Source organism: Streptomyces sp. Root431, from assembly GCF_001426585.1.
In the GTDB taxonomy this organism is placed as follows: Bacteria; Actinomycetota; Actinomycetes; order Streptomycetales; family Streptomycetaceae; genus Streptomyces; species Streptomyces stackebrandtii.
In genome coordinates, this window is record NZ_LMEI01000012.1 from 505,513 (window position 1) to 529,323 (window position 23,811).

The following is a 23,811-nucleotide window of genomic DNA, read 5'->3' on the forward strand; positions in this document are numbered from 1 at the left end:
TTAAACGGGGTGGTCCTCCATATCGTAGCGAACGAGAAACGGAGGGCCACCCCACTTACGGGGATGGCTCCCTTTCCGCACGGACGCAGGGGAGTTGAGGGTGATGAGGAACGTGAAGGCGCATCGGGGGACCGTCGCGGTCGCGGGTGCGACCGGCCTCCAGGGCAGAGCCGTGACACACCACCTGCTCCGCGACGGCTGGCAGGTCCGTGCACTGACACGCGACCCGGACGGGCCGCGGGCCACGGCACTGGCGCGGGCCGGCGCACAGCCCGTCCGGGCCCGGATGGAGGACGTCGACTCCCTGACCGCCGCGGCCGAGGGCGCCTGGGGCCTGTTCAGCGTCCAGCCCACCGTCGGCTCACCCGGCACGGCGCCGGACTTCACCAGCGAGGACGAGGTGCGCTGGGGGGTGAACGTCGCCGAGGCCGCGCACGCCGCGGGCATCGCGCACCTCGTCTTCACCTCGGTCGCCGGAGCGGACCGGCATCTCGACGAAAAGCTGCCGGCGAACCTGGTCAGCAAGTGGCGGATCGAGCGGCACATCGCCGAACTCGGCCTGCCCGCCACGATCTTGAGGCCGGTGTCCTTCATGGAGAACCTCACCGGCGGATACGCGCTGCGCGACGGGAACCTGTCGACCGGGCTCGCGCCCGAGGTTCCCCAGCAGTTCATGGCCGTCGACGACGTCGGCGCCGTCGCCGCGCTGGCGTTCTCCCGGCCGGAGGAGTGGATCGGCCGGGCCGTCGCCCTGGCCGGGGACGAACTCACGCCGGTGCGGATCGCCGAGGCCATCGGTCGGGCACTCGGCATCACGCTGCCCTACGTTCAGGTCCCGATCGACGCGATCCGGGCCCTGAGCGAGGACTTCGCCTACGCCAACGAGTGGCTCAACGAACACGGTTACCGCGCGGACGTCTCCGCCACCCGGGAGATCCACCCCGGCACGATGGACTTCCGCACGTGGCTGGAGCGCACCGGCGCGTCCCGGATCGCCGCGTTCCTCGATTCGCCGTACGCCGACTCCGTACGCACCGCCGGGCAGGACGCGTGAACGCCCTCACGCACAGCCGCGAGCTCATCGGTCGCATCGGGATCTGGGCGGGGAACTTCGACCACCTCTCCACACGGGAGGTCCGCGAGGCCGCCGTCGCGATCGAGGGCCTCGGCTTCGGCACGCTGTGGTTCCCCGAGACCACGGGGAGGGAGGCCATGGCACAGGCCGCGATCCTCCTGGCGGCCACCCGCCGCATCACCGTCGCCTCCGGCATGACCGACATCTACGCCCGGGACCCGGTCACGGCCGCCGCCGCGCAGCGCACCCTGGAGGAGGCGTTCCCCGGACGATTCCTGCTCGGCCTGTGGGAGAGCCACCCGAGCCTGGCCCAGGACGTCCGCGGCCACCGGTTCGGCCCGGCCCCGGTCGCCATGCGCGCCTACCTCGACGCGCTGGACGGCGCCCCGTTCGGGCCGCCCGGCGCGGCCGGCTCACCGCGCCGCGTACTCGCCGCACTGGACCCCGACATGCTCGCCCTCGCCGCCGAACGCGCCGAAGGGGCGACGGTGTTGGGCATGCCCGTCGAGTACACCCGCGCGGCCAGGACCGCTCTCGGGGACGACGGCCTCCTGGCCGTCACACAGCTCTGCGTGCTGGGCGACGGCCACGCGGACACCACCGATCCGGCCCGCACCACGGCTGAAGCCGCCCTGCCGAACCGCCGCGGCCTGCTCCGCGGACTCGGGTACGAGAACCCCGACGCGCTCGACGGCCGGCTGGTCGACGCGCTGGTGGCCCACGGCCGCGCCGAGGACATCGCCCGCCGCGTCCAAGAACACTTCGACGCGGGAGCCGACCACGTCAGCCTCCATCTGGTGACCACCGCACCCGGCTCCCCGTCCGTACGGCAGTGGCAGCGACTCGCCGCGCACCTGCCGCTCCGACCCGGCGGTCACGCACCTGCCTTCGCCGCGTCGACCTTCGACTGAAGGTTGTTCAGCAGGAGCTGGAGCAGCTCGATCGTCACCTCGTCGGTGAGGTTGCCCTCCGCGTCGAAGCGCTCGTGCGAGCGGAACACGTGGATCTCCGGCTTCACGACGACGTCGCTGTCCGTCCAGACGAAGACCTGGCGCAGCGCGAGCTGCGCGCGGACGGTGCCGAAGTTGGTGGGCGCGGCGCCGAGGATCGCGGTGGGCTTGCGGTTCAGGGGCAGGCCCTCGGTGCGGGTCCAGTCGGTGCTCAGCCAGTCGAGCGCGTTCTTGAGGACGCCGGGGATGGAGTAGTTGAACTCCGGTGTGGCGATGAGCAGTCCGTCCGCCTCCAGGACGCGGCGGCGGAGCTCGTTCACGGCCGCGGGGCGCAGCTCGGGGGTGTCGAGGTCCTGGTCGTACGGCGGGATCTCGCGCAGGCCCTCGTAGATCTCGATGTCCTGGCCGGTGTTGAACTTCTGGGCGGCGCGCAGCAGTTGGGTGTTGTGCGAGTCGGCGCGGAGCGATCCGGAGATGGCCAGGATCGTGGACGGGGACGTGGCGGGGGACGCGGAAGGGGACGTGGACATGGTGGCTCCTCGGGTGGGATGTCGTGTCGTCGCATCTCGACGAGCAAGAAGCTAAACCGATCGGTTCAGTCTGTCAACGGAACGGTTCAGTCTTGACAGTGAACTGAATGGTGTAGTTCATTCGACGCATGGCCACACCCCAGACCGCCGCACGCGCCCCCACCCCCGCCCCCGCCCCCTACGGCGGCCTGGTCCTCGCGCTGCTCGCCGCGCCCGCCGCGATGGGCGTCTCCGGGCCGACCCTGGCCCTGCCCGAGGCCGCCCGCGGACTCGCCGTCTCCCCGGGGACGGCGGCCTGGCTGCTGACCGCGTACGGGATCGGCATGGCGGTCGGTACGCCCCTGCTGTCCGCGGCCGGCGGGCGGCGCGGCCCCGCCGGGACCGTCCGGGCCGGCGCGGCCGTCCTCGTCCTGGGCGCGGCCCTCGCCCTCGCCGCCCCGAACCTGCCGCTGACCGTCGCCGGGCGCGCCCTGGAGGCGGCGGGCGCGGCCGGCCTCAACGTCGCGGCCTTCCAGATCGCCGGCCGGGACCGCACGGGCCGGGCGCCCGGACTCGTCGCGATCGGCAGCGCCGTCGGCGGCACGTCGGGCCTCTTCGTCGGCGCCGCCGTCGCCGGGGCCCTCGGCTGGCGCGCGGCCCTGGCGCTCCCGCTCCTCAGCCTGCTCGCCCTGATACCGGCGCTGCGCCTCGCGGGCCGCGCCGTGCCGGAGGCGGGGCCCGGGAGCGGGCACCGGCCCCGTACCCCCGCGCTCCCCCTCGATGTACTGCGCGATCCCGGCTTCCGCGCCGCCGCCGGGCTCATGCTCGCGCTCTCCACCGTCAACTTCGCCCTGCTGTACGCGGCTCCGCGCCGCGTCGCCGACCTCACCGGCTGGACCGGTGTCGAGACCGGCGCGGCGGCCTCGATCGCCACCCTGGTCGGCGCCGTCCTCTCCTGGCAGCTGGTCCGCGCCGCCCCCGCCCTGGGCTCCCGCCGGACACGGCTCCTGCTCGCTGCGGGCTCCGTGACGGCCGCCGCCCTCGCCTCGTTCGCGCCTTGGGCCGCGGTGGTCCTGATCGGCTCGGCGACCAGCTCACTCGTCACGGCCGGCGGTCAGGGCCTGCTCACCGGCCCGGCGACCGGGCGGCTCCCGGAGGCACGGCACGGGACCGCGATCGGGCTGTTCAACCTCGCCTTTCTCATCGGGGTGGCGGCGGGCCCGGCCCTGGCGGAGGCTCTGACAGGCGCCTGATCCCCAACCTCAGCCCACACACAGCACACCGCACACCGAGCACCAAGCACCAAGCACCCCAGGAGTTCCCCATGTCCCTCCTCCACCCCTCCTACCCCGCCCCCCGCTACTTCGGCGAACAGGGCGAGCTCACCGCCCGCTTCCGGCCCGCCACCGCCGAGCCCGACTTCGTCTCGGGCTCCGGCGACAGCGGCACCGCGTACCACTACCTGTCCACCAACACCTCCACGGACGGCGAATACGGCCTGTACCGCGTGGACATGGGGCCCGAGGCCGGCGGCCCGAGCACCCACTTCCACAAGGCCATGTCGGAGGCGTTCTTCGTCCTCTCCGGCAGCGTGCGGCTGTTCGACGGGGAGCAGTGGGTCACCGCCACCTCCGGCGACCACCTCTACGTCCCCGTCGGCGGCCTGCACGCCTTCCGCAACGAGGCCCCGGAACCGGCCTCGATGCTCATGCTGTTCGCCCCCGGCGCGCCCCGCGAGGAGTACTTCGAGTCGATCACGCAGCTGGCCGACCTCAGCGACGCCGAGCGGATCGAGTTCTGCGAGCGCCACGACAGCTTCTTCGTATAGGTCACGTCGGGCCGAGCTTTGCAGACCAAACCGTTCAGTTCATATACTGGCGGACCCCCGCCACCACAGCTAAGGACACCGCCATGGGAGCCGAGGCACAGGACGCCCAGGGCGCCACCGACGAGTACGGGATCCCGATCATCCCGGACCCCGCAGACGCCGCCTCTCGCAAGCGCCAGGCGATCATCGACGCCGCGCTCGCCGAGTTCCTCGCCGAGGGGTACTCCGCGGCGTCCATGGACGCCATCACCCGCGGATCCGGCGTCTCCAAGGCGACGATCTACAAGCACTTCGGCAGCAAGGAACGCCTGTTCCTCGCCGTCATCGGCGGTGTCCTGCCGAAGACGTACGCCGACCTGGAGCCGTCCAACTCCACCATCGCCGACGCCCCCGACCTGCGGGCCGCGCTCGTCCGGCTCACCACCGACTGGGCGCGGATCCTGCTGCGGCCCGACATCATGTCGCTGCGGCGCCTGGTGATCGGCGAGATAGACCGTTTCCCGCAGCTCGGCCAGCTCTGGTACCGGGTCAGCTACGACATGAACAACGGCCCGCTCGTCGAGGCCTTCACCGAGCTGAACGCGCGCGGCGCCCTGGCCGCGCCGGACCCGAAGCTCGCCGTGCAGCAGCTCGTCGCGGTGACGGTGGGGGTGCCGCAGCTCGTGCGTACCTTCTCGCCCGACGCGGTGATCGAGGACGCCGAGCTGACGCGGGTCATCAGCTCGGGAGTGGATCTGTTCCTGGCGCGGTACGCGACCGCCTGACGCTCCTGAACCGGGCCCACACCAGCAGGCCCGCCGCCCACGCCCCCGTGGTCAGGAGCTGGGTGCGGCTCGCCGCGTCGCCCAGCATGAAGAGCAGCACCCCGCCGATCCCCGCGAGGGCGACGACGGACCGTACGGACGGGCCGTGCAGGCGCAGGTGGGAGGCGGCGATCAGCGCCCAGACGACGAGGATCGCGGCGCCGATCGAGTTGAGCAGGAACGGGAAGACCGTGCGCGGCCAGAGCAGGCTGAGGACGACCGAGACGAAGCCGAAGGCGGCGGAGGCGAGGACGGCCGCGTACGGGACTCCCGTACGCAGCCGGCCGAGCGTGCGGGGTGCGTCGCCGCGGCCCACGAGGGCGAACAGCATGCGCGAGGAGCCGTAGATGTTGGCGTTCATCGCGGACAGCAGCGCGACGAGGACGACCGCCTTCATGAGGTCGGCGGCGCCGGGGACGCCGATGCGGGCCATGACGGCGGCGTACGGGCCGTCGGCCACGGCGGGGTCGTTCCACGGGACGAGGGCGACGATCACCGCCATCGAGCCGAGGTAGCAGACGGCGACCCGCCACATGACGGCCCGTACGCCGGAACGGACCGCGCGGACCGGGTCGTCGCACTCGGCCGCGGCGATGGTCACGGTCTCCAGGCCGCCGAAGGCGAAGACGGCCGCGACCATGCCGACGGCGACGCCGTACCAGCCGTGCGGCAGGAAGCCGCCGTCGCCGGTGAGGTGCGCGGTCCCGGGCGAGGGGTGACCGGGCAGGAGGCCCGCGAGCACGACGGCGCCGAGGACGAGGAAACCGCAGATCGCGGCGATCTTGAGGCCGGCGAACCAGAACTCCAGCTCGCCGAAGTTCCGGACGCCGCCGAGGTTGCTCGCGGTGAACACGGTCATGAAGACGGCCACCCACGCCCAGCCGGGCACGGCCGGGACCCAGCCCTCGACGATGTGCGCCGCGCCGACGGCCTCGGCGGCGACGCTCACGACGAGCAGCGCCCAGTACATCCACCCGGCGAGGAGCCCGGCCCACGGCCCGAACGCCGACCGCGCGTGCTCGGCGAAGGAGCCGGTGACCGGGCGGGCCGCCGACATCTCCCCCAGCATGCGCATCACCAGCACGGTCAGGACGCCGGCGATCCCGTACGAGACGAGGATCCCGGGCCCGGCAGCCGCGATCCCGAAACCGGAGCCGACGAAGAGCCCGGCCCCGATGGCCCCGCCCAACGCGATCATGGCCAGATGCCGCTGCCGCAGCCCCGCGCCGAGTACCTGCTCTGTCACGATTCCCCCCGAAATTCAGACGATCAGCGCAGGAGCTTCCCTGCTGATCCGCCCTGAATCAAACCGGTTCCGGACGCTGAGACATCGCGGGGGGGGTGCCACTGCCCGTCGTTGCTCGTCCGTTGGCAGACCGTTGCTCCGGGCCGGGAGGGTGCTCACCACCGGACGGAAACGAGACCCGGCGAAGGAACACCCTCCGCCTCGGTTCCGCGCGAAGGGAAGAGGGCCATGCGTCCACTGACGAGGAAGATCGTCACGCTCGGCGGAGCGGCCGCACTGACCGCCACCGGAATCCTGGGGGTGGCCTCCCCCGCCTCGGCGGCGACGAGCTGCTACGCCGCGGGCTGCAACGGCAAGGACCCCGGCACGACCGTCTGCCAGAACGACGCGCGGACCGTCGCCACCGGCTGGACCGGGGTGGAGCTGCGGTACAGCCCAACCTGCCGCGCCGTCTGGGCACGGAAGACGAACCAGTCCAACGGGTCGACCGTCAACGTCCACAACACCGACGGCGACTACGCCTGGACCTCGGTCCCCGCCTGGTCCAAGGGGTGGACCACCATGGTGAACGACGCGGGCATCACCGCCCAGGCGATGGAGACGATGGACGGCGGCGGTGTCGCGACCACCGACTGGTACTGACGGCGGTCCCGGCGGTCCTCCGTCACATCACAAGACCCACCGCCAGCGCCGCGATCAGCAGCCCCGAGGCCAGGGCCGTCGTCAGACGGCCGCGAGGACCCGTGACGAGGTGGCCGAGGAGGGTGCCGCCGGTGGCGAGGAGGAGCTGCCAGCTCGCCGAGGCCGCGAAGGCGGCGACGACGAAGGCCGTCGCCTCCGCCGCACCCGTCGTCGAGTGCCCGCCGAGGACGAGGGCCGTGAAGTAGACCACCGTCATGGGGTTCAGGATCGTGATCCCCAGGAAGGTGAGGAACGCGCGGCGCGGCGCCGGTGGCGCGGTCTCGACGGTCTTCGGGCCCGCACGGTACGCACGGACGGCCGTCACCGTGGAGTGGACCGCCAGGATCACCAGGACCACGGCCGAGGCCCAGCGCAGCGGGGCCGCCACGGGAGCGAGGAGGGGGACGAGGGCCGCGCCCCCGAGGACCGCGAGCAGGGCGTACAGCCCGTCCGCGGCGGCGATGCCGAGCGCCGCGCCCGCCCCCGTACGCCAGGGGGAACGCGCCGCGACCGCCACCAGGTGGGCGCCGACGGCGCCGACCGGGATCGCGATGCCGTAGCCGGCCAGCAGGCCGGCCACCACCGCGGTCGTCACGCGACGGCGGGGATCGCGCCTTCGGGGGTGCCGGACCGCTGCTGTCGGCGGTAGTCCGCGCCGTCCTTCGTCCGGGCGAGGAAGCCGCCGATCACGAGGTAGCGGCGCAGTGCCGAGAAGTCCTCGTGGACGGTGCGCAGGGCGTCGTTGACCTCGGACTCACGGTACGACCGGTCCGCGTCGAAGAGGGTCGCGGCGAGGTGCGCGAGCAGCGCCTCGCGGCGGGCGGGCCTGCGCGGGATCGCCCTGAGGCGCCCGTCGGCGGAGAACAGGTCCGCGACGGGGCGGGAAGGATGACTGGTCATGGGACGGAAGCCTGGCGGCCACGCCCCCGCCCCGCAAAGGGTTTTAGGGAGCGGCGCTCCCTACTTCAGGATCACGTTCACGGCTTCCTGCACCGTCGGCAGCATCGACCGGACGCCGTTCCGGTCGAAGATCGGCCGGGCCCTCTCCACGAACGCGAGGAAGTCGTCCTCCGAGTCCCAGAAGTCGACGACCCGCCAGCCACCGGACCCGTCCGGCCCGGCCGCGTGGGCGATGAACCCGGCCGGCGGGAACCACTCCTCGGCTTCCAGGAGCCTCGTGGTCTCCTCGTACTGCTCCTTGGTGCCGCCGGGGATCTCGACGGTGACGATGACGGCCATGCTGCTGCTCCTGCCGGTACGGGGTGGGGTCCCGACCAGCAGAACAGCCACTCCCCCGCCCCGCACGGCGGCCGACCCCGAACGGGCTACGCCGAAAATCACTGCGCGGATCGCGGGGCGCGGTGCGAGGATGACCGGCGCGTTCCGGCGGCCGGCCGGCACGACAGGTTTCGAGGCGTACGGAGACTTCATGGCCAAGGAAATCCAGGTGACCTACGACTGCGTCGACCCGCGCGCGCAGGCGGAGTTCTGGGCCGAGGTGCTGGACTACCGGATTCCGCCGGCGCCGGAGGGCGAGCACCCGAACGACTGGGCGGCCATCACGGATCCGGACGGCAAGGGGCCGCGGATCTACTTCCAGAAGGTCCCGGACGCGAAGCCCGACACGAAGAACCGCCTGCACTTGGACGTCCGTTCGGCAACCGGCCTGACCGGGGACGAGCGCATGGCCGCGCTCGAAGTGGAGTGCGCCCGGCTTGAGGCTCTCGGTGCGAAGCGGCTGTACCGGCTCGACGCCGACGAGGAGAACGAGGGGATCATCGTGATGGGCGACCCCGAGGACAACATCTTCTGCCTGGACTGAGCGCGTAGTGCCCCCTGCCGCTCTCCCCACGGTTCGAACCGAAGGGAGAGCGGCAGGGCGGCCACACCGCCTCACGCCACGGCCGTTCCCTCCAGCTCGACCAGCAGGCCGGGGATCGCCAGTCGCGTCACCCCGAGCATCGTCGACGTCGGCGCCACCCGCTCCGCGCCCAGCCGGGCCGCCAGCACCCCGTAGTGCTGGAAGAGCGCGTCGACGTCGGTCGTGTAGACGTTGAGCCGGACGAGGTTCGCGAGGGTCATCCCGGCCTCGCCGAGCACCGCCTCCAGGTTGTCGACGCTCAGCGCCAACTGCCCGGCCATGTCGCCGTCATGCTGCGGCTTGCCCTCGTCGTTCGTCGCGGTCTGGCCCGAGATGTACAGGGTCCTGGCGTGCCCGGAGACGACCTCGCCCTGATGGAATCCCAGCGCTTGCGACCACGTCACCGGATTGATCGCCGTACGTTCCATCGCCACGTCAACTCCCCTTGCATTACGTTCTGTTCGCTTCGTCGATCGACGTCGCATGAACGAATTTCGCAGCGCATCACGACACCCTGTGTCATGTATTCGCATAGGGTTCCGGGATGCGTGCCGACCGGCTGGTCTCCCTGGTGCTGCTGCTCCGCCAGCGCGGCCGGCTGACAGCGGACACGCTCGCGCGCGAGCTGGAGGTGTCCACCCGTACCGTCCTCCGCGACATCGAGGCGCTGTCCGCGGCCGGCGTCCCGGTCTACGCCGAGCGCGGGAGGCACGGCGGGTTCGCGTTGCTGCCCGGGTTCCGTACGGAGCTCACCGGGCTGAACCACGACGAGGCCCTCGCGCTCCTCGCCGCCGGAACCGCCCGCGGCGAGCGGGTGTTCGGCCTCGGATCGGCACTCGCCTCGGCCCGGCGGAAGGTGGTCGACGCGCTGCCGGAGAGCCACCGGGCCTCCGCGAGCGACGCGGCCCAGCGCTTCCTCGTCGAACCGGAGACCGACCTGCTCTCCCGCCGGCTGGTCACCGACGAAGTCCCCGACACCACCATGGCCGTGGTCAGGCGCGCCGTACTCGCCGGGCACAAGCTGCGCATCCACTACGAGGCGGCCGGCGACGGGACACCGCAGTGGCGGACGGTGGACCCGATCGGCCTGGTCACCGTCCGCGACCGGGGCTACCTGCTGGCCACGAAAGCCGGCGAGGACCGCACCTACCGGCTGTCGCGGGTGCGGGCCGCCGAGGAGCTCCCCGAGACGGCGGAGCGGCCGGAGCGGGTCGATCTCGACCGGATCTGGCGGGAGCGGTCCGCGCGGTTCCTCGCCGACGGCCACCTCACCGTCCTGGTGCGGGTGGCGCCGGCCCGGCGGGAGGACCTGCTGGACAAGGCGCTGGCCGTCCGCGCGGAGGAACCCGACGCGGACGGCCAGCTGCGCCTCGAAGTCACCTTCCAGGACGCGTGGCACGCCGAATGGGCGCTGTGGCAGCTCGGCACGGACGCGGAAGCCCTGGCCCCGGAGTCGCTGCGCACGTCCCTGCGCGCCCGCGCCGCCGCGATGGCCGCCCACTACGGAGATTCCCGAGGAGAAGAAGGATGCCCGACGTGAACACCTACTTCCCCGATCCGACGCGACCCCGCCCCGTCCTCCCCGGCGAGTACCCGCTGTGGGAGGAGGCCCTCGGCCTGGTCAACCGGGACCTCGCGGCGACCCTGCCCGACCAGGAGCCCTTGCGGCTGATGGCGCTCCCCGCGTGGGACGACGGCGACGGCCTCGACGGGGCGCGCGGCGAGGACCTCTACGTGACCATGGCCAACGGCGAGTGGCAGGGCAACTGTCTGGAAGCGGACGCGGAGAACGGGCACGCCGACGCCGTGGCGTCCCTCGCCGACGCCGTGGCTTCCGTCGCGGACGCCGCGCAGGAGACCGTCAGCGAGCTCCTCTGGCAGGCGTGGCCCGTCTGCGGCGAGCACGGCCTCGGCATGCATTCGCGCGTGACCGACGGGGAGGTCGCCTGGTGGTGCTCGGGCGGGAGGTCGCCGCGCGAGCCGGAGCACATCCGCGCCGCCGTGGGCGCCCTCGACACCCTCGGACGCCCGCACCGCCCGAACCGCAAGCAGCGGCGGCGCGAGCGCTGACGGCCCCCCGGGGGCGCCGCTACTCGCCAAGCCGGTAGCGGATCTTCTTGACGAGTTCCTTCAGGTCGGGCTGACGCAGGAGGCTGTAGTGGTCCGCGTCGAGCTCCACCACCGTCGGGGGCCGGGTCGACCAGCCCTCGACGTTCTCCAGGAAGGAGTAGTCGTCACCCTCCGCCTTGAAGAGGGTGACGGGGCAGGTCACGTGACGCTCCGTGAGTTCCTTGAAGGTGTACGTGAACTCGAAGGTCTCCTCGACGATCGCGACGATCCGGGCGATCAAGTCCGGGTCGAGGGAGGGGAAACGGTCCGCCACGAGGGAGACGAAGGACATGCGGTCCTCCGCCGTCACCGTCGGGTCGATCTCGCCCGCGAAGACCGAGTAGAGGATCGTCACGAACGCCGGGTTCTCGTACGAGGCACCGCCCGACTCCGACGAGCGGACCTTCGGCGAGCCGGGGGCGATGAGGAAGAGGTTCTCCACCTGCTCCCCCGCCGCCTCCAGGAGGTGCGCCGACTCGAAGGCCACCCGGGCGCCGAAGGAGTAGCCCCAGAGGGTGTACGGGCCGGTGGGCTGGCGGCGGCGGATCGCGGCGACGTCGGCCGCCGCCATCTCGCGGATCGTGGCGTACGGCTCCTCGCCCCGGTTGATGCCGTAGGCCTGCACCCCGTAGACCGGGCGGTCGATGCCGATCCCCTCGGCCAGGTGCCGCAGGTTCATCGTGTAGCCGCCGAGACCCGGCCAGCAGTACACCGGGGACCGCGCGCCGGCCGCGTGCAGCCGTACGAGCCGGGAGGCGGGGGCCGCGGCGGCGCCGTCCACCCGGTGGGCGAGCTTCTCGATCGTCGGCGACTCGAAGAGGATCTGGAGCGGGAGCCGCGCGCCGAACTCGCGGTTGATGCGCGTGATCAGGGCGACGGCGATGAGCGAGTTGCCGCCCGACTCGAAGAAGTCGTCCAGGACGGAGACCGCCTCGACCTCCTCGTACTTGAGCGCCGCCGCCCAGATCTCCGCGAGCCTGCCCTCCGTGCGCGTCCTCGGCAGGACGTGCGGGCGGCCGTGCAGGCCGGCGTTGACCACGGCCAGGTCGCCGAGCGCCTTCGCGTCCACCTTGCCGTTCGCCGACAGGGGCAGCCGGTCCAGGACCACGACCCGGTTCGGGATCATGTAGTCCGGCAGGTGGTGGACGAGGTCGTCGCGGATCATCTCCGCCGGGCCCTTCATGTGGACCGTGTCCTCGTACATGCCCTCGCTGAGCCGCTGCTCCTCGCTGACCCTGCCCCCGACGAAGAAGTACGAGGGACCCGTCGGCCGGTTCGCCGCCGTGAGGATCTCGTCCATGCGGCGGGCCGCCGGCAGCGGGTGGCCCGACTTCGAGCTGTAGCCGGAGGACATGAACCCCAGGCCGTGATCGCCGAGTTGGAGGCGCTGGAGCGCGCGACCCAGGTCGACATAGGCGCGCCGGACGTCCTGCGTGCGGCTGACCACCGTGATGCCGAGGGAGGCCCGCTCATAGACCGCCTGGTTGATGGCGATCACGTGCTTCTTCTCGACGAGGGAGGGGGAGAGAAGAGTCAAGTCGCCGTCGCAGTAGGCGTATTGACCGGCCGGGAGGTCCGGCATCCCGCCCCCCTCGTGGGACTGGACATAGACGTCCACCTCCGGGTCGGTCCCGGGGGCCTCCGCGTCGTACGGGATCACCTCGAAGGTGCCGTCGTCGGCGGGGCGGATGTCGAGGCCGTAGCCCGGGAGGATCTCCTCGAAGAGGCCGACCATGTGGCCCGTCTCGATCTCCAGGACCTCCTGGATGTTGTTCTTGTAGACCGGCTCGATGGCGGACCGCTTGCCGTGGAAGGAGAAGCGGAGCGAGGCCGGTTCACCGGAGGCGGGGAGCTCGCCCGTCAGGTACAGCTGGTGGCGGACCGGGTGGTAGTAGTACGTGCCCGGGTCCAGGCCCGCGATGCCGCGCACCTCCACGGACAGCTGCGTGGCGTACAGCGCGCCGGGCGAGGCGTAGCCGTACTTCGGGAGGAGCCGCTCCTCGCTCGTGAACTGGCCGAACCAGCGCAGCAGTTCACCCAGGTCGGCCAGGGTGAGGCTGCCGACCCGGCGGGAGCCGATGCCCTCGGGGCGGCGGGCCAGGGCCGCCAGGACGTCGGCGCGGGTGACCTCGCCTCCCTCGTAGAAGCGGTACGTCTTGCGGGCGAAGACCGTGCGGCGCATGCGGGCCGTCGGGGTGCGGCCCGGGAGGGCGACGGCCGGGCGGCCGGCCAGGTCGGCGTCGTCGCGGGTGCCGGCGTTGGAGAGCTGGGCCTTGACCTGGAGCTTCGACTCCTTGGACTGGTGGTGGGCGCCGTGGTTGCCCTGGTCCATCAGGGCGGCTTCCTTCGGGGAGAGCTCGACGCAGGCGACGAGGTTCTGGAAGCCGGTGCGGGGCTCGTTCTTGACGATGACCGCCGCGTTCTTCACCCAGTCGTGGTTCTCGATGGCGAGGGCGATCTCGTCCAGCTCGACGCGGAAGCCGCGCAGCTTGATCTGGTTGTCGGCGCGGCCCGCGAACTGGACGGTGCCGTCCTCGTTCCAGTGGGCCAGGTCGCCCGTGCGGTAGAGGCGCTCGCCGGTGTCGGTGGTGACGAAGCGTTCGGCGGTGAGCTCCGGCCGGTCCAGGTACCCCCGCGCCACCTGGACCCCGCCGATGCACAGCTCGCCGTCGCGTATGTGGAAGGTCGTGTCGTGCGCCGGTCTGCCGATGGGTATCGCAGACGGGCTTTTGGACAGGGTCTCGCGGTCCACCGTGTGCGAGGAGGCGTTGATCGTGCACTCGGTGGGGCCGTAGAGGTTGATCAGCTCGGCGTCCGGCAACTCGGCGAGGAGCTGCGCCGCGAGGTTCCGGGAGAGGATCTCGCCGCCCGAGTAGACCCGGCGGAGGGACGTGCAGGTGGCGAGGCGCTCGGTGTCGACCAGGGCCTGGAGGAGGGTCGGCACGCCCTGGAGCATCGTCGCGCCGTGCGCGCGGACGGTATCGATCAGGGCCTCGGGATCCCGGTAGACGCCGGGCGGCCCGACGGCCACGCGGGCGCCGACGGCGGGGGCGAGGATCTCCCACTGGGCGGCGTCGAAACTCATCGGCGTCTTCTGTAAGACGGTCTCCGCCGGGCCGAGTCGATGCTCGGCGGCCATCCAGCGCATCTGGGCGACGATCGAACGGTGCTCGATCATGACGCCCTTCGGTCTGCCCGTGGAGCCGGAGGTGTAGATGACGTACGCGAGGTCGGTGTCGGCGACGGCGTACGGCTCGGGTTCCTCGCCGGCCGTGCGCCAGGCGTGCTGGACGGCGTCCTTGAGGGTGACGACGGTCGTCCCGGGCGGGGCGAGCTCGGCGACGCGGGCGCTGAAGCGTTCCTGCGTGAAGACGATGCGGGCGCCGCTGTCCTCGATCATGTAACGGAGCCGCTCCTCGGGGTACTCCGGGGAGAGCGGGACGTAGGCGGCACCGGAACAGACGACGCCCCACGCGCCGATGACCAGCTCCAGCGAGGGATCGACGTGCACACCGATCCGGGTGTCGGCGGTCGCCCCGAGGCTCCGGAGATGTGCCGCGAGAACGGCCGCGCCTTCCGCCAGCTCGCGGAAGGTCAGCGTCTCGTCGTCGAACACGACGGCGGTTTCGTCGGGGCGCGCGTGGGCCTCGGCGCGGAGGAGACGGTCGAGCGTGAACATGGCTTCCCTTCGTCTGCGGGTCCGCGGTCTGGACGGTGCCCAACCGTTGTGGACTGGGCGGTGCCCACCCCCGTTGTGGGCAGTCGTTCCGCTGGGGCGGGACGGGTGGGCACACGGGGGTAGGCGCCGCCCAGCAGGGCGCGGGCCCACACGGGCGGAGGCCAGCGGTCCTCGGGCCGCGCGGCCCGCCTCGTCAGCGGTAGATCAGCAGTTCGTGTTCCGTCGCGCCCGTCAGTTCGTACCGCGTGCGCACCAGCGGGCGGCCCGAGTAGATGCGGATCAGGGTCGCCGCGTCCCCGTGGAAGCGGGCCGGTTCCCGGCCCTCGATTTCGTTGCCGAGGGCGACGGGGTGGTGTTCGCGGCCCTCCAGGACGCCCATCAGGCGCGGCGTCTCCCGTTTGCGGCTCGTGACCGAGAGGAGGGGGAGCGCGAGGTCGAGGCTGTCGCCGCAGTACGCGCCGGGTTCGCCGAAGGCCTCCCGGACGTCTCCGGCGTGGACCCACTCGCCGAGCGCGACGGCGTCGAGCCGACCGTCCTCGCGGGCGGCGATGACGGGGCCCGCCTCCGTCAGGCCGCGTTCGAGTTCGTCGAGGATCCGCCCGAGGGGCCAGTCCTCGCGTTCGGCCACGTCGCACGCGTTGGCCTCCGGCAGGAACACGCCTTCCTCCAGGCGGTCCTCGACGATGCGGACGAGGGCCGCCCCGCAGTGGGCGACGACCTGCCGGGCGGTCCAGCCGGGGCAGGCGGTGCGCAGTTCGTACGCCTCCGGGGGCGTGCGGCGCAGCAGCGGCATCAGCAGGTCCCGCTCCGTCGTCAGGAGCCGGTCCGGGAGCCAGGGGTCACGGGTGTCGTCCGTGCAGTCCGTACACATGCCGGCTCAGTAGCGGTAGTGGTCCGGCTTGTACGGGCCCTCCACCGGGACCCCGATGTACGACGCCTGCTCGGGGCGGAGCGTCGTGAGGCGGACGCCCAAGGCGTCCAGGTGCAGTCGCGCCACCTTCTCGTCGAGGTGCTTGGGGAGGGTGTAGACGTCCACCGGGTACTCCTCCGGCTTCGTGTACAGCTCGATCTGCGCGAGGGTCTGGTCGGCGAAGGAGTTCGACATGACGAAGGAGGGGTGGCCGGTCGCGTTGCCGAGGTTGAGGAGGCGGCCTTCCGACAGGACGATGACCACCTTGCCGTCTTCGAACGTCCAGGTGTGGACCTGCGGCTTGACCTCGTCCTTCACGATCCCCGGGATCCGCGCCAGGCCCGCCATGTCGATCTCGTTGTCGAAGTGGCCGATGTTCCCGACGATCGCCTGGTGCTTCATGCGGGCGATGTCGGACGCCATGATGATGTCCTTGTTGCCGGTGGTCGTGATGAAGATGTCGGCCGTCTCGACCACGTCCTCCAGCGTCGCCACCTGGTAGCCGTCCATGGCCGCCTGGAGCGCGCAGATCGGGTCGATCTCGGTGACGATCACGCGGGCGCCCTGGCCGCGCAGCGACTCCGCCGAGCCCTTGCCGACGTCGCCGTAGCCGCAGACGACCGCCGTCTTGCCGCCGATCAGCACGTCCGTCGCGCGGTTGATGCCGTCGATGAGGGAGTGCCGGCAGCCGTACTTGTTGTCGAACTTCGACTTCGTCACGGCGTCGTTCACGTTGATCGCCGGGAAGAGCAGCGCGCCCTCGCGGTGCATCTCGTACAGGCGGTGGACGCCCGTCGTGGTCTCCTCCGTCACGCCGCGGATGCCGGCGGCGATGGTCGACCAGTCGAGTTCGCTGTTCTCCAACAGGGCCCGCATGACGGTCAGTTCCTCATTGGACGCCTCGGGCAGCCTGCCGGTCTTCCGGTACTCGACACCCAGGTGGACCAGGGCCGTCGCGTCACCGCCGTCGTCCAGGATCATGTTCGGGCCGAGGGACGAGGACCGGCCATCAGACGCAGCGGGGCCGTCGGCGCCGGGCCAGGTCAGCGCCTGCTCGGTGCACCACCAGTACTCCTCCAGGGTCTCGCCCTTCCAGGCGAAGACCGGGATGCCGGCGGCGGCGATCGCGGCGGCCGCGTGGTCCTGCGTCGAGTAGATGTTGCAGGACACCCAGCGGACCTCGGCGCCGAGCGCGACGAGCGTCTCGATGAGGACGGCGGTCTGCACGGTCATGTGGAGGGAGCCGGTGATCCGGGCGCCCGCCAGCGGCCGCGTGGCCGCGTACTCCCGGCGGATGGACATCAGGCCCGGCATCTCGTGCTCCGCCAGGGTGATCTCCTTGCGGCCGAACTCGGCGAGGGAGATGTCGGCGACCTTGTAGTCGGTGAAGGTGAAGGCGTCAGACATGGACAACGCTCCTTGCGCTCATGATGGTTCGGTGGATTTCCAGGGCCGCCGTCGACTTGTTCAGCGTGATGTAGTGCAGGCCCGGCGCGCCCTCGTCGAGGAGTCGCAGACCCATCTGCGTGGCGTGCTCCACGCCGATGCGGTACGCCGCGGCCGGGTCGTCCTTCGCCGCCTCCAGGCGGTGCGCCAGGTCCTCGGGGAAGGCGGCGTCGCTGAGCTCCGCGAAGCGCCGGATCTGGCGTACGTCCGTCGCCGGCATGATCTCCGGGATGATCGGGGTGTCGCAGCCGGCCGCCGCGACCCGGTCCCGCAGCCGCAGGTAGTCCTCCGGGTCGAAGAACATCTGCGTGATGGCGTAGTCGGCGCCGGCACGGCACTTGGCGACGAAGTGGGCGAGGTCGGAGGCCGGGTCGGGCGACCTCGGATGGCCTTCCGGGAAGGCGGCCACGCCGATCCGGAACTCGCCCAACGAGCGGACGAGTTCCACCAGTTCGTAGGCATACGCGAAGCCCTGCGGGTGCGGAGTCCACGCGCCGCGCGGATCGCCCGGCGGGTCGCCGCGCAGGACGAGTACGTCCCGTACCCCGGCATCGGCATACGCGCCGATGATGGCCCGCAGTTCCGCGACCGAGTGCCCGACGGCCGTCAGGTGCGCCACCGGCCGCAGGGTCGTCTCGGTCGCGATCCGCTTCGTGACGTCGATGGTCCGGTCGCGGGACGAGCCGCCCGCGCCGTACGTCACGGAGACGAAGTCCGGGGACAGGGCCTCGACCCGGCGGATCGCGTCCCACAGGGTCCGCTCGCCCTTGTCCGTCTTCGGCGGGAAGAACTCGAAGGAGTACGTGGGGCTCACCTGCGGCCTCCCGCGTTGAAGTAGCTCGCCTCGGGGTGGTGGACGACGATCGCGTCCGTCGACTGCTCGGGGTGCAGCTGGTACTCCTCCGACAGCTCGACGCCGATCCGCTCCGGGCGGAGGAGGGCGGCGATCTTCGCCCGGTCCTCCAGGTCGGGGCAGGCCGGGTAGCCGAGGGAGTAGCGGCAGCCCTGGTACTCGGTGCGGAGCATGCCGGCGATGCCGGCCGGGTCCGCGGCGCCGATACCCCAGTCGGCGCGTACCCGCGCGTGCCAGTACTCGGCGAGCGCCTCCGCCAACTGGACGGAGAGGCCGTGGAGTTCGAGGTAGTCGCGGTAGGCGTCGGCGGCGAAGAGCCGGGCCGTCTCCTCGCCGATGCGGGAGCCGACGGTGACGACCTGGAGGGCGACCGCGTCCACCTCGCCGGAGTCCTCGGCGCGGTGGAAGTCGGCCAGGCAGAGGCGGCGGCCCCGCTGCTGGCGGGGGAAGGAGAAGCGGGTCCGCTCGCCTCCGTCCTCGTCCAGGACGATCAGGTCGTCGCCCTTGGACACACAGGGGAACCAGCCGTGGACGACGGCTGCTTCGACGAGGCCCTCGCGCTCGACACGGTCGAGCAGCGCCCGCAGCCGTGGCCGGCCCTCCGCCTCGATGGTCGCCTCGTCCTTCAGGCCCCACTGCCCCTTGAAGAGGGCCGTCTCGTCGAGCCAGGGGGCGTACGCGGCGAGCGGGATGTCCTTGACGACCCGCGTCCCGAGGAAGGGAGGCTCGGGTACGGGGTTGTCGGCGGCGACGTCGGAGCGGCCGGCCGGCTCGGGCTCCCGCACCTCCGCGACCGGGGCCGACGTCTCCCGTTTCGGTACCCGCCGCTGCTTGAGCGGCGGGAGTACGGCTCCGGGGACGCCCCGCTTGACGCCCATGAGCGCGTCCATGAGGCGCAGGCCCTCGAAGGCGTCGCGGGCGTACCGCACCTCGCCCTCGTACAGCTCGTGGAGGTCCTGTTCGACGTACGCCCTGGTGAGGGCGGCGCCGCCGAGGATCACGGGGAAGCGGGCGGCGAGGCCGCGGCCGTTCAGCTCCTGGAGGTTCTCCTTCATGATCACGGTGGACTTCACGAGGAGACCCGACATGCCGATGACGTCGGCGCGGTGCTCCTCGGCGGCCTCCAGGATCGCGGAGACGGGCTGCTTGATACCGATGTTGACGACGTTGTAGCCGTTGTTGGACAGGATGATGTCGACGAGGTTCTTGCCGATGTCGTGGACGTCGCCGCGGACCGTGGCCAGGACGATCGTGCCCTTGCCGTCCGCGTCGGTCTTCTCCATGTGCGGTTCCAGGTGTGCCACGGCCCTCTTCATGACCTCGGCGGACTGGAGCACGAACGGCAGCTGCATCTGCCCGGAGCCGAAGAGCTCGCCCACGGTCTTCATGCCGTCCAGGAGGACGTCGTTGACGATCTCCAGGGCGGGGCGGGCTGTCAGGGCCTCGTCGAGGTCCGCCTCCAGGCCGTTCTTCTCGCCGTCGACGATGCGCCGCTTGAGCCGCTCGTCGAGCGGCAGCGCGAGGAGCTCCTCGGCCTTGCCCGCCTTGAGGGACTTCGCCGTCGCGCCCTCGAACATCTCCAGGAACCGCTGGAGCGGGTCGTACCCCTCCCGCCTCCGGTCGTGGATGAGGTCGAGCGCGACCTCGACCTGTTCCTGCTCCAGGCGGGCGATCGGCAGGATCTTCGACGCGTGCACGATCGCCGAGTCGAGACCGGCCTTCACGCACTCGTCGAGGAAGACCGAGTTGAGGACGATCCGCGCGGCCGGGTTCAGGCCGAAGGAGATGTTGGAGAGGCCGAGGGTCGTCTGCACGTCGGGGTGGCGGCGCTTCAGCTCGCGGATCGCCTCGATCGTGTGGATGCCGTCCCTGCGGGACTCCTCCTGCCCCGTGCAGATGGTGAAGGTGAGGGTGTCGATCAGGATGTCCGACTCCCTGATCCCCCAGTTCCCGGTGAGGTCGTCGATGAGCCGCTCGGCGACGGCCACCTTGTGCTCGACGGTACGGGCCTGGCCCTCCTCGTCGATCGTCAGCGCCATCAGCGCCGCGCCGTGCTCCCTCGCGAGGGCCGTGACCTGCGCGAACCGCGACTCGGGGCCGTCGCCGTCCTCGTAGTTCACGGAGTTGACGACCGCCCGGCCGCCGAGCTTCTCCAGGCCGGCCCGCAGCACCCCGATCTCGGTCGAGTCGAGGACGATCGGCAGCGTGGAGGCCGTCGCGAAACGGCCCGCCAGCTCCGCCATGTCCGCGGTGCCGTCCCGGCCCACGTAGTCCACGCACAGGTCGAGCATGTGCGCGCCCTCGCGGATCTGGTCCCGCGCCATCTCGACGCAGTCGTCCCAGCGGCCGTCGAGCATGGCGTCGCGGAACTTCTTCGAGCCGTTGGCGTTCGTCCGCTCGCCGATCGCCATGTACGCGGTGTCCTGCCGGAACGGCACGTGGCTGTAGAGGGAGGACGCGCCCGGCTCCGGCGTCGGCCGCCGGTCCAGGACGGCCGCGCCGCGCACCCGCTCCACGATCTCCCGCAGGTGATCCGGGGTCGTCCCGCAGCAGCCGCCGACCAGCGCCGGCCCGTACTCCCGTACGAACCTCTCCTGGGCGTCGGCCAGTTCGGTCGGGGAGAGGGGATAGTGGGCGCCGTCGGAGGTCAGGACGGGAAGGCCCGCGTTCGGCATGACGGAGATCGGGATGCGGGCGTGCCGGGACAGGTGCCGCAGGTGCTCCGCCATCTCGGCGGGGCCCGTGGCGCAGTTCAGGCCGATCATGTCGATGCCGAGCGGTTCGAGCGCGGTGAGCGCCGCGCCGATCTCCGAGCCGAGCAGCATCGTGCCCGTCGTCTCCACCGTGACCTGCACGATCACCGGCAGGTCCACGCCGACCCAGTCCAGGGCCCGGCGGGCGCCGATGACGGCCGCCTTCGTCTGGAGCAGGTCCTGCGAGGTCTCGATGAGGAGGGCGTCCGCACCGCCGCGGATCAGGCCCTCCGCGTTCTGCTGGAAAGCCTCGCGCAGCGGCTCGTACGTGACGTGGCCGAGCGTCGGCAGCTTCGTACCGGGCCCCATGGAGCCGAGGACCCAGCGGGGGCGGCCGTCGGCGGCCGTGTGCGCGTCGGCTGCGGCGCGGGCGATCCGGGCGCCGGCCTCCGACAGCTCGTACACCTGGTTCTCGATGCCGTACTCGGCGAGCGCGGCGAGGTTCGCCCCGAAGGTGTTGGTCTCGACGCAGTCCACGCCGACCGAGAAGTAGGCGTCGTGGACGGAGGCGACGATGTCCGGGCGCGTGAGGTTGAGGATCTCGTTGCAGCCTTCGAGGTTCCGGAAGTCGTCCATCGACGGGTCGGCGGCCTGGAGCATCGTGCCCATCGCCCCGTCGGCCACCACGACCCGCGTCGCGAGCTCTTCTCGGAGAGACCGCCTCACGTCAGCCCCCTCAGATGGGTGACGAGGGTGGCCGTGCAGCCCACCCCGTACGTCGTCCTGATCCGGTCCAGGAGGGAGTCCCGGTGCAGCCGGTACTCCTGCGTCCCCACGTAGTCGAGGACGGTCGCCGCGACCGCGCAGCCCAGCTGCGCCGCGCACCGCTCGGGCACGCCCCACAGCGTCCCGGCGAGGAAGCCCGCCCGGAAGGCGTCGCCGACACCGGTCGGGTCGACGACCCCGGCGACCTCGACCGCCGGGACGGCGAGCGTGGCGCGGTCCGCGCCGCGGATGCGGACGCCCGCCTCGCCGTGGGTGGTGACCCAGGTGCCGACCCTGCGCAGCACCTCGGCCTCGCTCCAGCCGGACTTCTCCAGGAGCAGGGCCGTCTCGTACTCGTTGGTGAAGAGGAACCGCGCCCCGTCCACCAGCTCCCGCACCTCCGCGCCGTCCAGCCGCGCCAACTGCTGCGACGGATCGGCGGCGAAGGGAATCCCCAGGTCACGGCAGGTGCGGGTGTGCCGGAGCATGGCTTGGGGGTCGTCCGGGGAGACCAGGACCAGTTCCAGCCGGCCGGTGCGCGCGACCACGTCCCGCAGGTCGATCTCGCGCGCCTCGGCCATCGCCCCCGCGTAGAAGGTGGCGATCTGGTTCTGGGCCCGGTCGGTGGTACAGACGAAGCGGGCGGTGTGGAGCGACTCGCTGACGCGCACCGAGTCGGTGTCCACACCGTGGTCCTTCAGCCAGACCCGGTACGGCTCGAAGTCGGCACCGACCGCGCCCACGAGGGCGGGCCGCAGCCCGAGCACACCGAGCCCGAAGGCGATGTTCGCTGCCACTCCGCCGCGCCTGACCTCCAGGTTGTCGGCGAGGAACGACAGGGAGACCCGGTCCAGCCGGTCGGCGAGCAGCTGCTCGCTGAACCAGCCGGGGAAGGTCATCAGATGGTCGGTCGCGATCGAACCCGTGACAGCGATACGCATGACCTAAGCCCCCACTGCCGACTTCAGGGCCTCCACGCGGTCCGTACGCTCCCAGGTGAACTCCGGGAGCTCACGGCCGAAGTGGCCGTAGGCCGCCGTCTCCGCGTAGATCGGCCGCTTGAGGTCCAGGTCGCGGATGATCGCGGCCGGCCGCAGGTCGAAGACCTCGCTGACGGCCTCCTGGATCCGCTCGTCCGGGAGGGTGCCGGTGCCGAAGGTCTCCACGAAGAGGCCGACGGGCTCCGCCTTGCCGATCGCGTACGCGACCTGCACCTCGCAGCGGCGGGCGAGACCGGCCGCGACGACGTTCTTCGCGACCCAGCGCATCGCGTACGCCGCCGACCGGTCCACCTTCGACGGGTCCTTGCCGGAGAAGGCGCCGCCGCCGTGCCGGGCCATCCCGCCGTACGTGTCGATGATGATCTTCCGGCCGGTGAGCCCGGCGTCGCCCATCGGGCCGCCGACCTCGAAGCGCCCGGTCGGGTTGACCAGGAGCCGGTAGCCGTCGGACTCCAGGCTCACGCCCTCCTCGACGAGCTCCTTGAGGACGTGCTCGACGACGTACTCGCGGACGTCCGGGGTGAGCAGGCCCTCGACGGAGATGTCGGCGGCGTGCTGTGAGGACACGACCACCGTGTCGAGGCGGACCGGGCGGTACCCGTCGTACTCGATGGTGACCTGCGTCTTGCCGTCGGGCCGCAGGTACGGCACGGTGCCGTTCTTGCGGACCTCGGTCAGCCGGCGGGCCAGCCGGTGGGCCAGCGCGATCGGCAGCGGCATCAGCTCGGTGGTGTCGTCGCAGGCGTAGCCGAACATCAGGCCCTGGTCGCCGGCGCCCTGGGCGTCGAGCTCGTCGCCCGCGCCCTCGACCCGGGACTCGTAGGCCGTGTCGACGCCCTGCGCGATGTCCGGCGACTGGGCGCCGATGGACACCGAGACACCGCAGGAGGCGCCGTCGAAGCCCTTCGCGGAGGAGTCGTAGCCGATGTCGAGGACGGCCTCGCGCACCAGCTTCGCTATCGGCGCGTACGCCGTGGTGGTGACCTCGCCGGCGATGTGCACCTGACCCGTGGTGATCAGGGTCTCGACCGCGACCCGCGAGGACGGGTCCTCGGTGAGCAGCGCGTCGAGGATGGTGTCGCTGATCCGGTCGGCGATCTTGTCGGGGTGTCCCTCGGTGACGGACTCCGAGGTGAAGAGGCGGCGGCTCATGCCTGGACCTCCGCCGGGGCCTTGAAGAAGTGCTGCTCGATGGCGCCGAGGGTGCGGATCGACTCGACCTCCAGGGTCTCCATCTGGATGGAGGTGCCGCTCTCCTGCTCCAGGAGGAAGACGAACTCCACGAAGGACAGCGAGTCGATGAGCCGGTTCTCGATCAGGTCGAGGTCGGAGGCGATGTCGTCGCGCTCGGGGTGACGGTCGAGGATCCAGTTCTTCACCGTCTGCAGGCCGTCGGCCATGG

23 protein-coding genes are annotated in these 23,811 nt (G+C 71.6%); 9 read left to right on the plus strand and 14 right to left on the minus strand.

Annotation, left to right across the window (positions count from 1 at the left end; translation table 11 throughout):
• Positions 1–103 precede the first annotated feature (103 nt).
• A complete protein-coding gene (locus ASC82_RS24500) occupies positions 104–1,054 on the plus strand; it encodes an NmrA/HSCARG family protein (RefSeq protein WP_056651956.1) in 951 nt (316 codons plus the stop codon).
• Positions 1,051–1,986 carry an LLM class flavin-dependent oxidoreductase gene (locus ASC82_RS24505; RefSeq protein WP_157863502.1) on the plus strand — a complete coding sequence of 312 codons (936 nt, stop codon included), beginning with the start codon at positions 1,051–1,053 and terminating at the stop codon, positions 1,984–1,986. The genes ASC82_RS24500 and ASC82_RS24505 overlap by 4 nt, the downstream gene beginning before the upstream one ends.
• On the opposite strand, the gene ASC82_RS24510 is transcribed toward ASC82_RS24505, so the two are convergent.
• The gene (locus ASC82_RS24510; RefSeq protein ID WP_056651959.1) at positions 1,950–2,555 is read right to left on the minus strand and encodes an NADPH-dependent FMN reductase; all 606 of its coding nucleotides are present in this window, start codon (positions 2,553–2,555) and stop codon (positions 1,950–1,952) included. The genes ASC82_RS24505 and ASC82_RS24510 overlap by 37 nt on opposite strands.
• A 128-nt stretch (positions 2,556–2,683) precedes the next feature.
• Here ASC82_RS24510 and ASC82_RS24515 point away from each other — a divergent pair, with 128 nt between their 5' ends.
• From ASC82_RS24515 to ASC82_RS24525, 3 genes are all read left to right on the plus strand, one after another.
• On the plus strand, positions 2,684–3,787 hold the full coding sequence (locus tag ASC82_RS24515) for an MFS transporter (RefSeq protein WP_056651962.1): 1,104 nt from the start codon (positions 2,684–2,686) through the stop codon (positions 3,785–3,787).
• A 71-nt stretch (positions 3,788–3,858) separates the two neighbouring features.
• Entirely contained in the window at positions 3,859–4,362 is a 504-nt protein-coding gene (locus ASC82_RS24520; protein WP_056651966.1) for a cupin domain-containing protein, read from the plus strand.
• Between the two features lie 83 nt (positions 4,363–4,445).
• Positions 4,446–5,126 carry a TetR/AcrR family transcriptional regulator gene (locus tag ASC82_RS24525; RefSeq protein WP_056651969.1) on the plus strand — a complete coding sequence of 227 codons (681 nt, stop codon included), beginning with the start codon at positions 4,446–4,448 and terminating at the stop codon, positions 5,124–5,126.
• Here the strand turns inward: ASC82_RS24525 and ASC82_RS24530 are convergent.
• Positions 5,080–6,363: an amino acid permease gene (locus ASC82_RS24530; RefSeq protein ID WP_079039471.1), complete on the minus strand. Its 1,284-nt coding sequence runs from the start codon at positions 6,361–6,363 to the stop codon at positions 5,080–5,082. The two genes, ASC82_RS24525 and ASC82_RS24530, sit on opposite strands and share 47 nt — an antisense overlap.
• Before the next feature lie 276 nt (positions 6,364–6,639).
• On the opposite strand from ASC82_RS24530, the gene ASC82_RS24535 reads away from it, so the two are divergent.
• Positions 6,640–7,053 carry a DUF2690 domain-containing protein gene (locus ASC82_RS24535; RefSeq protein WP_056651976.1) on the plus strand — a complete coding sequence of 138 codons (414 nt, stop codon included), beginning with the start codon at positions 6,640–6,642 and terminating at the stop codon, positions 7,051–7,053.
• Positions 7,054–7,075: 22 nt separating this feature from the next.
• Here ASC82_RS24535 and ASC82_RS24540 read toward each other — a convergent pair whose 3' ends face one another.
• Genes ASC82_RS24540 through ASC82_RS24550 form a run of 3 tightly spaced genes read right to left on the minus strand, consistent with a single transcriptional unit; the run spans position 7,076 to position 8,331 of the window.
• On the minus strand, positions 7,076–7,687 hold the full coding sequence (locus tag ASC82_RS24540; RefSeq protein WP_056651978.1) for a LysE family transporter: 612 nt from the start codon (positions 7,685–7,687) through the stop codon (positions 7,076–7,078).
• The gene (locus ASC82_RS24545) at positions 7,684–7,992 is read right to left on the minus strand and encodes a DUF2087 domain-containing protein (protein WP_056651981.1); all 309 of its coding nucleotides are present in this window, start codon (positions 7,990–7,992) and stop codon (positions 7,684–7,686) included. Before ASC82_RS24545 ends, ASC82_RS24540 begins: the two co-directional genes overlap by 4 nt.
• A gap of 60 nt (positions 7,993–8,052) precedes the next feature.
• A complete protein-coding gene (locus ASC82_RS24550) occupies positions 8,053–8,331 on the minus strand; it encodes a hypothetical protein (protein ID WP_056651985.1) in 279 nt (92 codons plus the stop codon).
• A 190-nt stretch (positions 8,332–8,521) separates the two neighbouring features.
• Between ASC82_RS24550 and ASC82_RS24555 the strand changes: the two genes are divergently transcribed.
• Positions 8,522–8,914, plus strand: coding sequence for a VOC family protein (locus tag ASC82_RS24555; protein WP_056652529.1), 393 nt, complete (start codon positions 8,522–8,524; stop codon positions 8,912–8,914).
• 71 nt (positions 8,915–8,985) lie between these two features.
• Here ASC82_RS24555 and ASC82_RS24560 read toward each other — a convergent pair whose 3' ends face one another.
• Positions 8,986–9,381, minus strand: coding sequence for a RidA family protein (locus ASC82_RS24560; RefSeq protein ID WP_056651988.1), 396 nt, complete (start codon positions 9,379–9,381; stop codon positions 8,986–8,988).
• Positions 9,382–9,497: 116 nt separating this feature from the next.
• Between ASC82_RS24560 and ASC82_RS24565 the strand changes: the two genes are divergently transcribed.
• On the plus strand, positions 9,498–10,493 hold the full coding sequence (locus ASC82_RS24565) for a WYL domain-containing protein (protein ID WP_056651992.1): 996 nt from the start codon (positions 9,498–9,500) through the stop codon (positions 10,491–10,493).
• The gene (locus ASC82_RS24570) at positions 10,481–11,023 is read left to right on the plus strand and encodes a hypothetical protein (RefSeq protein ID WP_056651995.1); all 543 of its coding nucleotides are present in this window, start codon (positions 10,481–10,483) and stop codon (positions 11,021–11,023) included. The genes ASC82_RS24565 and ASC82_RS24570 overlap by 13 nt, the downstream gene beginning before the upstream one ends.
• Positions 11,024–11,042: 19 nt before the next feature.
• Here ASC82_RS24570 and ASC82_RS24575 read toward each other — a convergent pair whose 3' ends face one another.
• From ASC82_RS24575 to ASC82_RS24610, 8 genes are all read right to left on the minus strand, one after another.
• Positions 11,043–14,741, minus strand: coding sequence for an amino acid adenylation domain-containing protein (locus tag ASC82_RS24575; protein ID WP_056651999.1), 3,699 nt, complete (start codon positions 14,739–14,741; stop codon positions 11,043–11,045).
• A gap of 193 nt (positions 14,742–14,934) precedes the next feature.
• Positions 14,935–15,612, minus strand: a complete 678-nt coding sequence (locus tag ASC82_RS24580) for a maleylpyruvate isomerase family mycothiol-dependent enzyme (RefSeq protein ID WP_056652002.1) — start codon at positions 15,610–15,612, stop codon at positions 14,935–14,937.
• Between the two features lie 6 nt (positions 15,613–15,618).
• Positions 15,619–17,058 (minus strand): adenosylhomocysteinase, encoded by a 1,440-nt coding sequence (gene ahcY, locus ASC82_RS24585; RefSeq protein WP_056652005.1) that lies wholly within the window; start codon positions 17,056–17,058, stop codon positions 15,619–15,621.
• On the minus strand, positions 17,051–17,911 hold the full coding sequence (gene metF / locus ASC82_RS24590; protein ID WP_056652010.1) for a methylenetetrahydrofolate reductase [NAD(P)H]: 861 nt from the start codon (positions 17,909–17,911) through the stop codon (positions 17,051–17,053). Before metF ends, ahcY begins: the two co-directional genes overlap by 8 nt.
• Positions 17,908–21,369, minus strand: coding sequence for a methionine synthase (metH, locus tag ASC82_RS24595; protein WP_277914794.1), 3,462 nt, complete (start codon positions 21,367–21,369; stop codon positions 17,908–17,910). Before metH ends, metF begins: the two co-directional genes overlap by 4 nt.
• Positions 21,366–22,349 (minus strand): carbohydrate kinase family protein, encoded by a 984-nt coding sequence (locus tag ASC82_RS24600; protein ID WP_024758599.1) that lies wholly within the window; start codon positions 22,347–22,349, stop codon positions 21,366–21,368. Before ASC82_RS24600 ends, metH begins: the two co-directional genes overlap by 4 nt.
• 3 nt (positions 22,350–22,352) lie before the next feature.
• Entirely contained in the window at positions 22,353–23,561 is a 1,209-nt protein-coding gene (gene metK, locus ASC82_RS24605) for a methionine adenosyltransferase (protein ID WP_056652013.1), read from the minus strand.
• A complete protein-coding gene (locus ASC82_RS24610; protein WP_024758814.1) occupies positions 23,558–23,809 on the minus strand; it encodes an acyl carrier protein in 252 nt (83 codons plus the stop codon). The genes metK and ASC82_RS24610 overlap by 4 nt, the downstream gene beginning before the upstream one ends.
• Between the last annotated feature and the right edge of the window lie 2 nt (positions 23,810–23,811).

Coding starts and splice junctions, on each gene's coding strand:
- ASC82_RS24570 (WP_056651995.1), top strand. CDS start 10,481: ATGCCCGACGTGAACACCTACTTCCCCGATCCGACGCGACCCCGCCCC.
- ASC82_RS24580 (WP_056652002.1), bottom strand. CDS start 15,612: ATGTGTACGGACTGCACGGACGACACCCGTGACCCCTGGCTCCCGGAC.
- ASC82_RS24555 (WP_056652529.1), top strand. CDS start 8,522: ATGGCCAAGGAAATCCAGGTGACCTACGACTGCGTCGACCCGCGCGCG.
- ahcY (WP_056652005.1), bottom strand. CDS start 17,058: ATGTCTGACGCCTTCACCTTCACCGACTACAAGGTCGCCGACATCTCC.
- ASC82_RS24510 (WP_056651959.1), bottom strand. CDS start 2,555: ATGTCCACGTCCCCTTCCGCGTCCCCCGCCACGTCCCCGTCCACGATC.
- ASC82_RS24610 (WP_024758814.1), bottom strand. CDS start 23,809: ATGGCCGACGGCCTGCAGACGGTGAAGAACTGGATCCTCGACCGTCAC.
- ASC82_RS24525 (WP_056651969.1), top strand. CDS start 4,446: ATGGGAGCCGAGGCACAGGACGCCCAGGGCGCCACCGACGAGTACGGG.
- ASC82_RS24520 (WP_056651966.1), top strand. CDS start 3,859: ATGTCCCTCCTCCACCCCTCCTACCCCGCCCCCCGCTACTTCGGCGAA.
- ASC82_RS24535 (WP_056651976.1), top strand. CDS start 6,640: ATGCGTCCACTGACGAGGAAGATCGTCACGCTCGGCGGAGCGGCCGCA.
- ASC82_RS24600 (WP_024758599.1), bottom strand. CDS start 22,349: ATGCGTATCGCTGTCACGGGTTCGATCGCGACCGACCATCTGATGACC.
- ASC82_RS24545 (WP_056651981.1), bottom strand. CDS start 7,992: ATGACCAGTCATCCTTCCCGCCCCGTCGCGGACCTGTTCTCCGCCGAC.
- ASC82_RS24560 (WP_056651988.1), bottom strand. CDS start 9,381: ATGGAACGTACGGCGATCAATCCGGTGACGTGGTCGCAAGCGCTGGGA.
- metK (WP_056652013.1), bottom strand. CDS start 23,561: ATGAGCCGCCGCCTCTTCACCTCGGAGTCCGTCACCGAGGGACACCCC.
- ASC82_RS24500 (WP_056651956.1), top strand. CDS start 104: ATGAGGAACGTGAAGGCGCATCGGGGGACCGTCGCGGTCGCGGGTGCG.
- ASC82_RS24515 (WP_056651962.1), top strand. CDS start 2,684: ATGGCCACACCCCAGACCGCCGCACGCGCCCCCACCCCCGCCCCCGCC.
- ASC82_RS24575 (WP_056651999.1), bottom strand. CDS start 14,741: ATGTTCACGCTCGACCGTCTCCTCCGCGCCGAGGCCCACGCGCGCCCC.
- ASC82_RS24530 (WP_079039471.1), bottom strand. CDS start 6,363: ATGATCGCGTTGGGCGGGGCCATCGGGGCCGGGCTCTTCGTCGGCTCC.
- ASC82_RS24565 (WP_056651992.1), top strand. CDS start 9,498: ATGCGTGCCGACCGGCTGGTCTCCCTGGTGCTGCTGCTCCGCCAGCGC.
- ASC82_RS24550 (WP_056651985.1), bottom strand. CDS start 8,331: ATGGCCGTCATCGTCACCGTCGAGATCCCCGGCGGCACCAAGGAGCAG.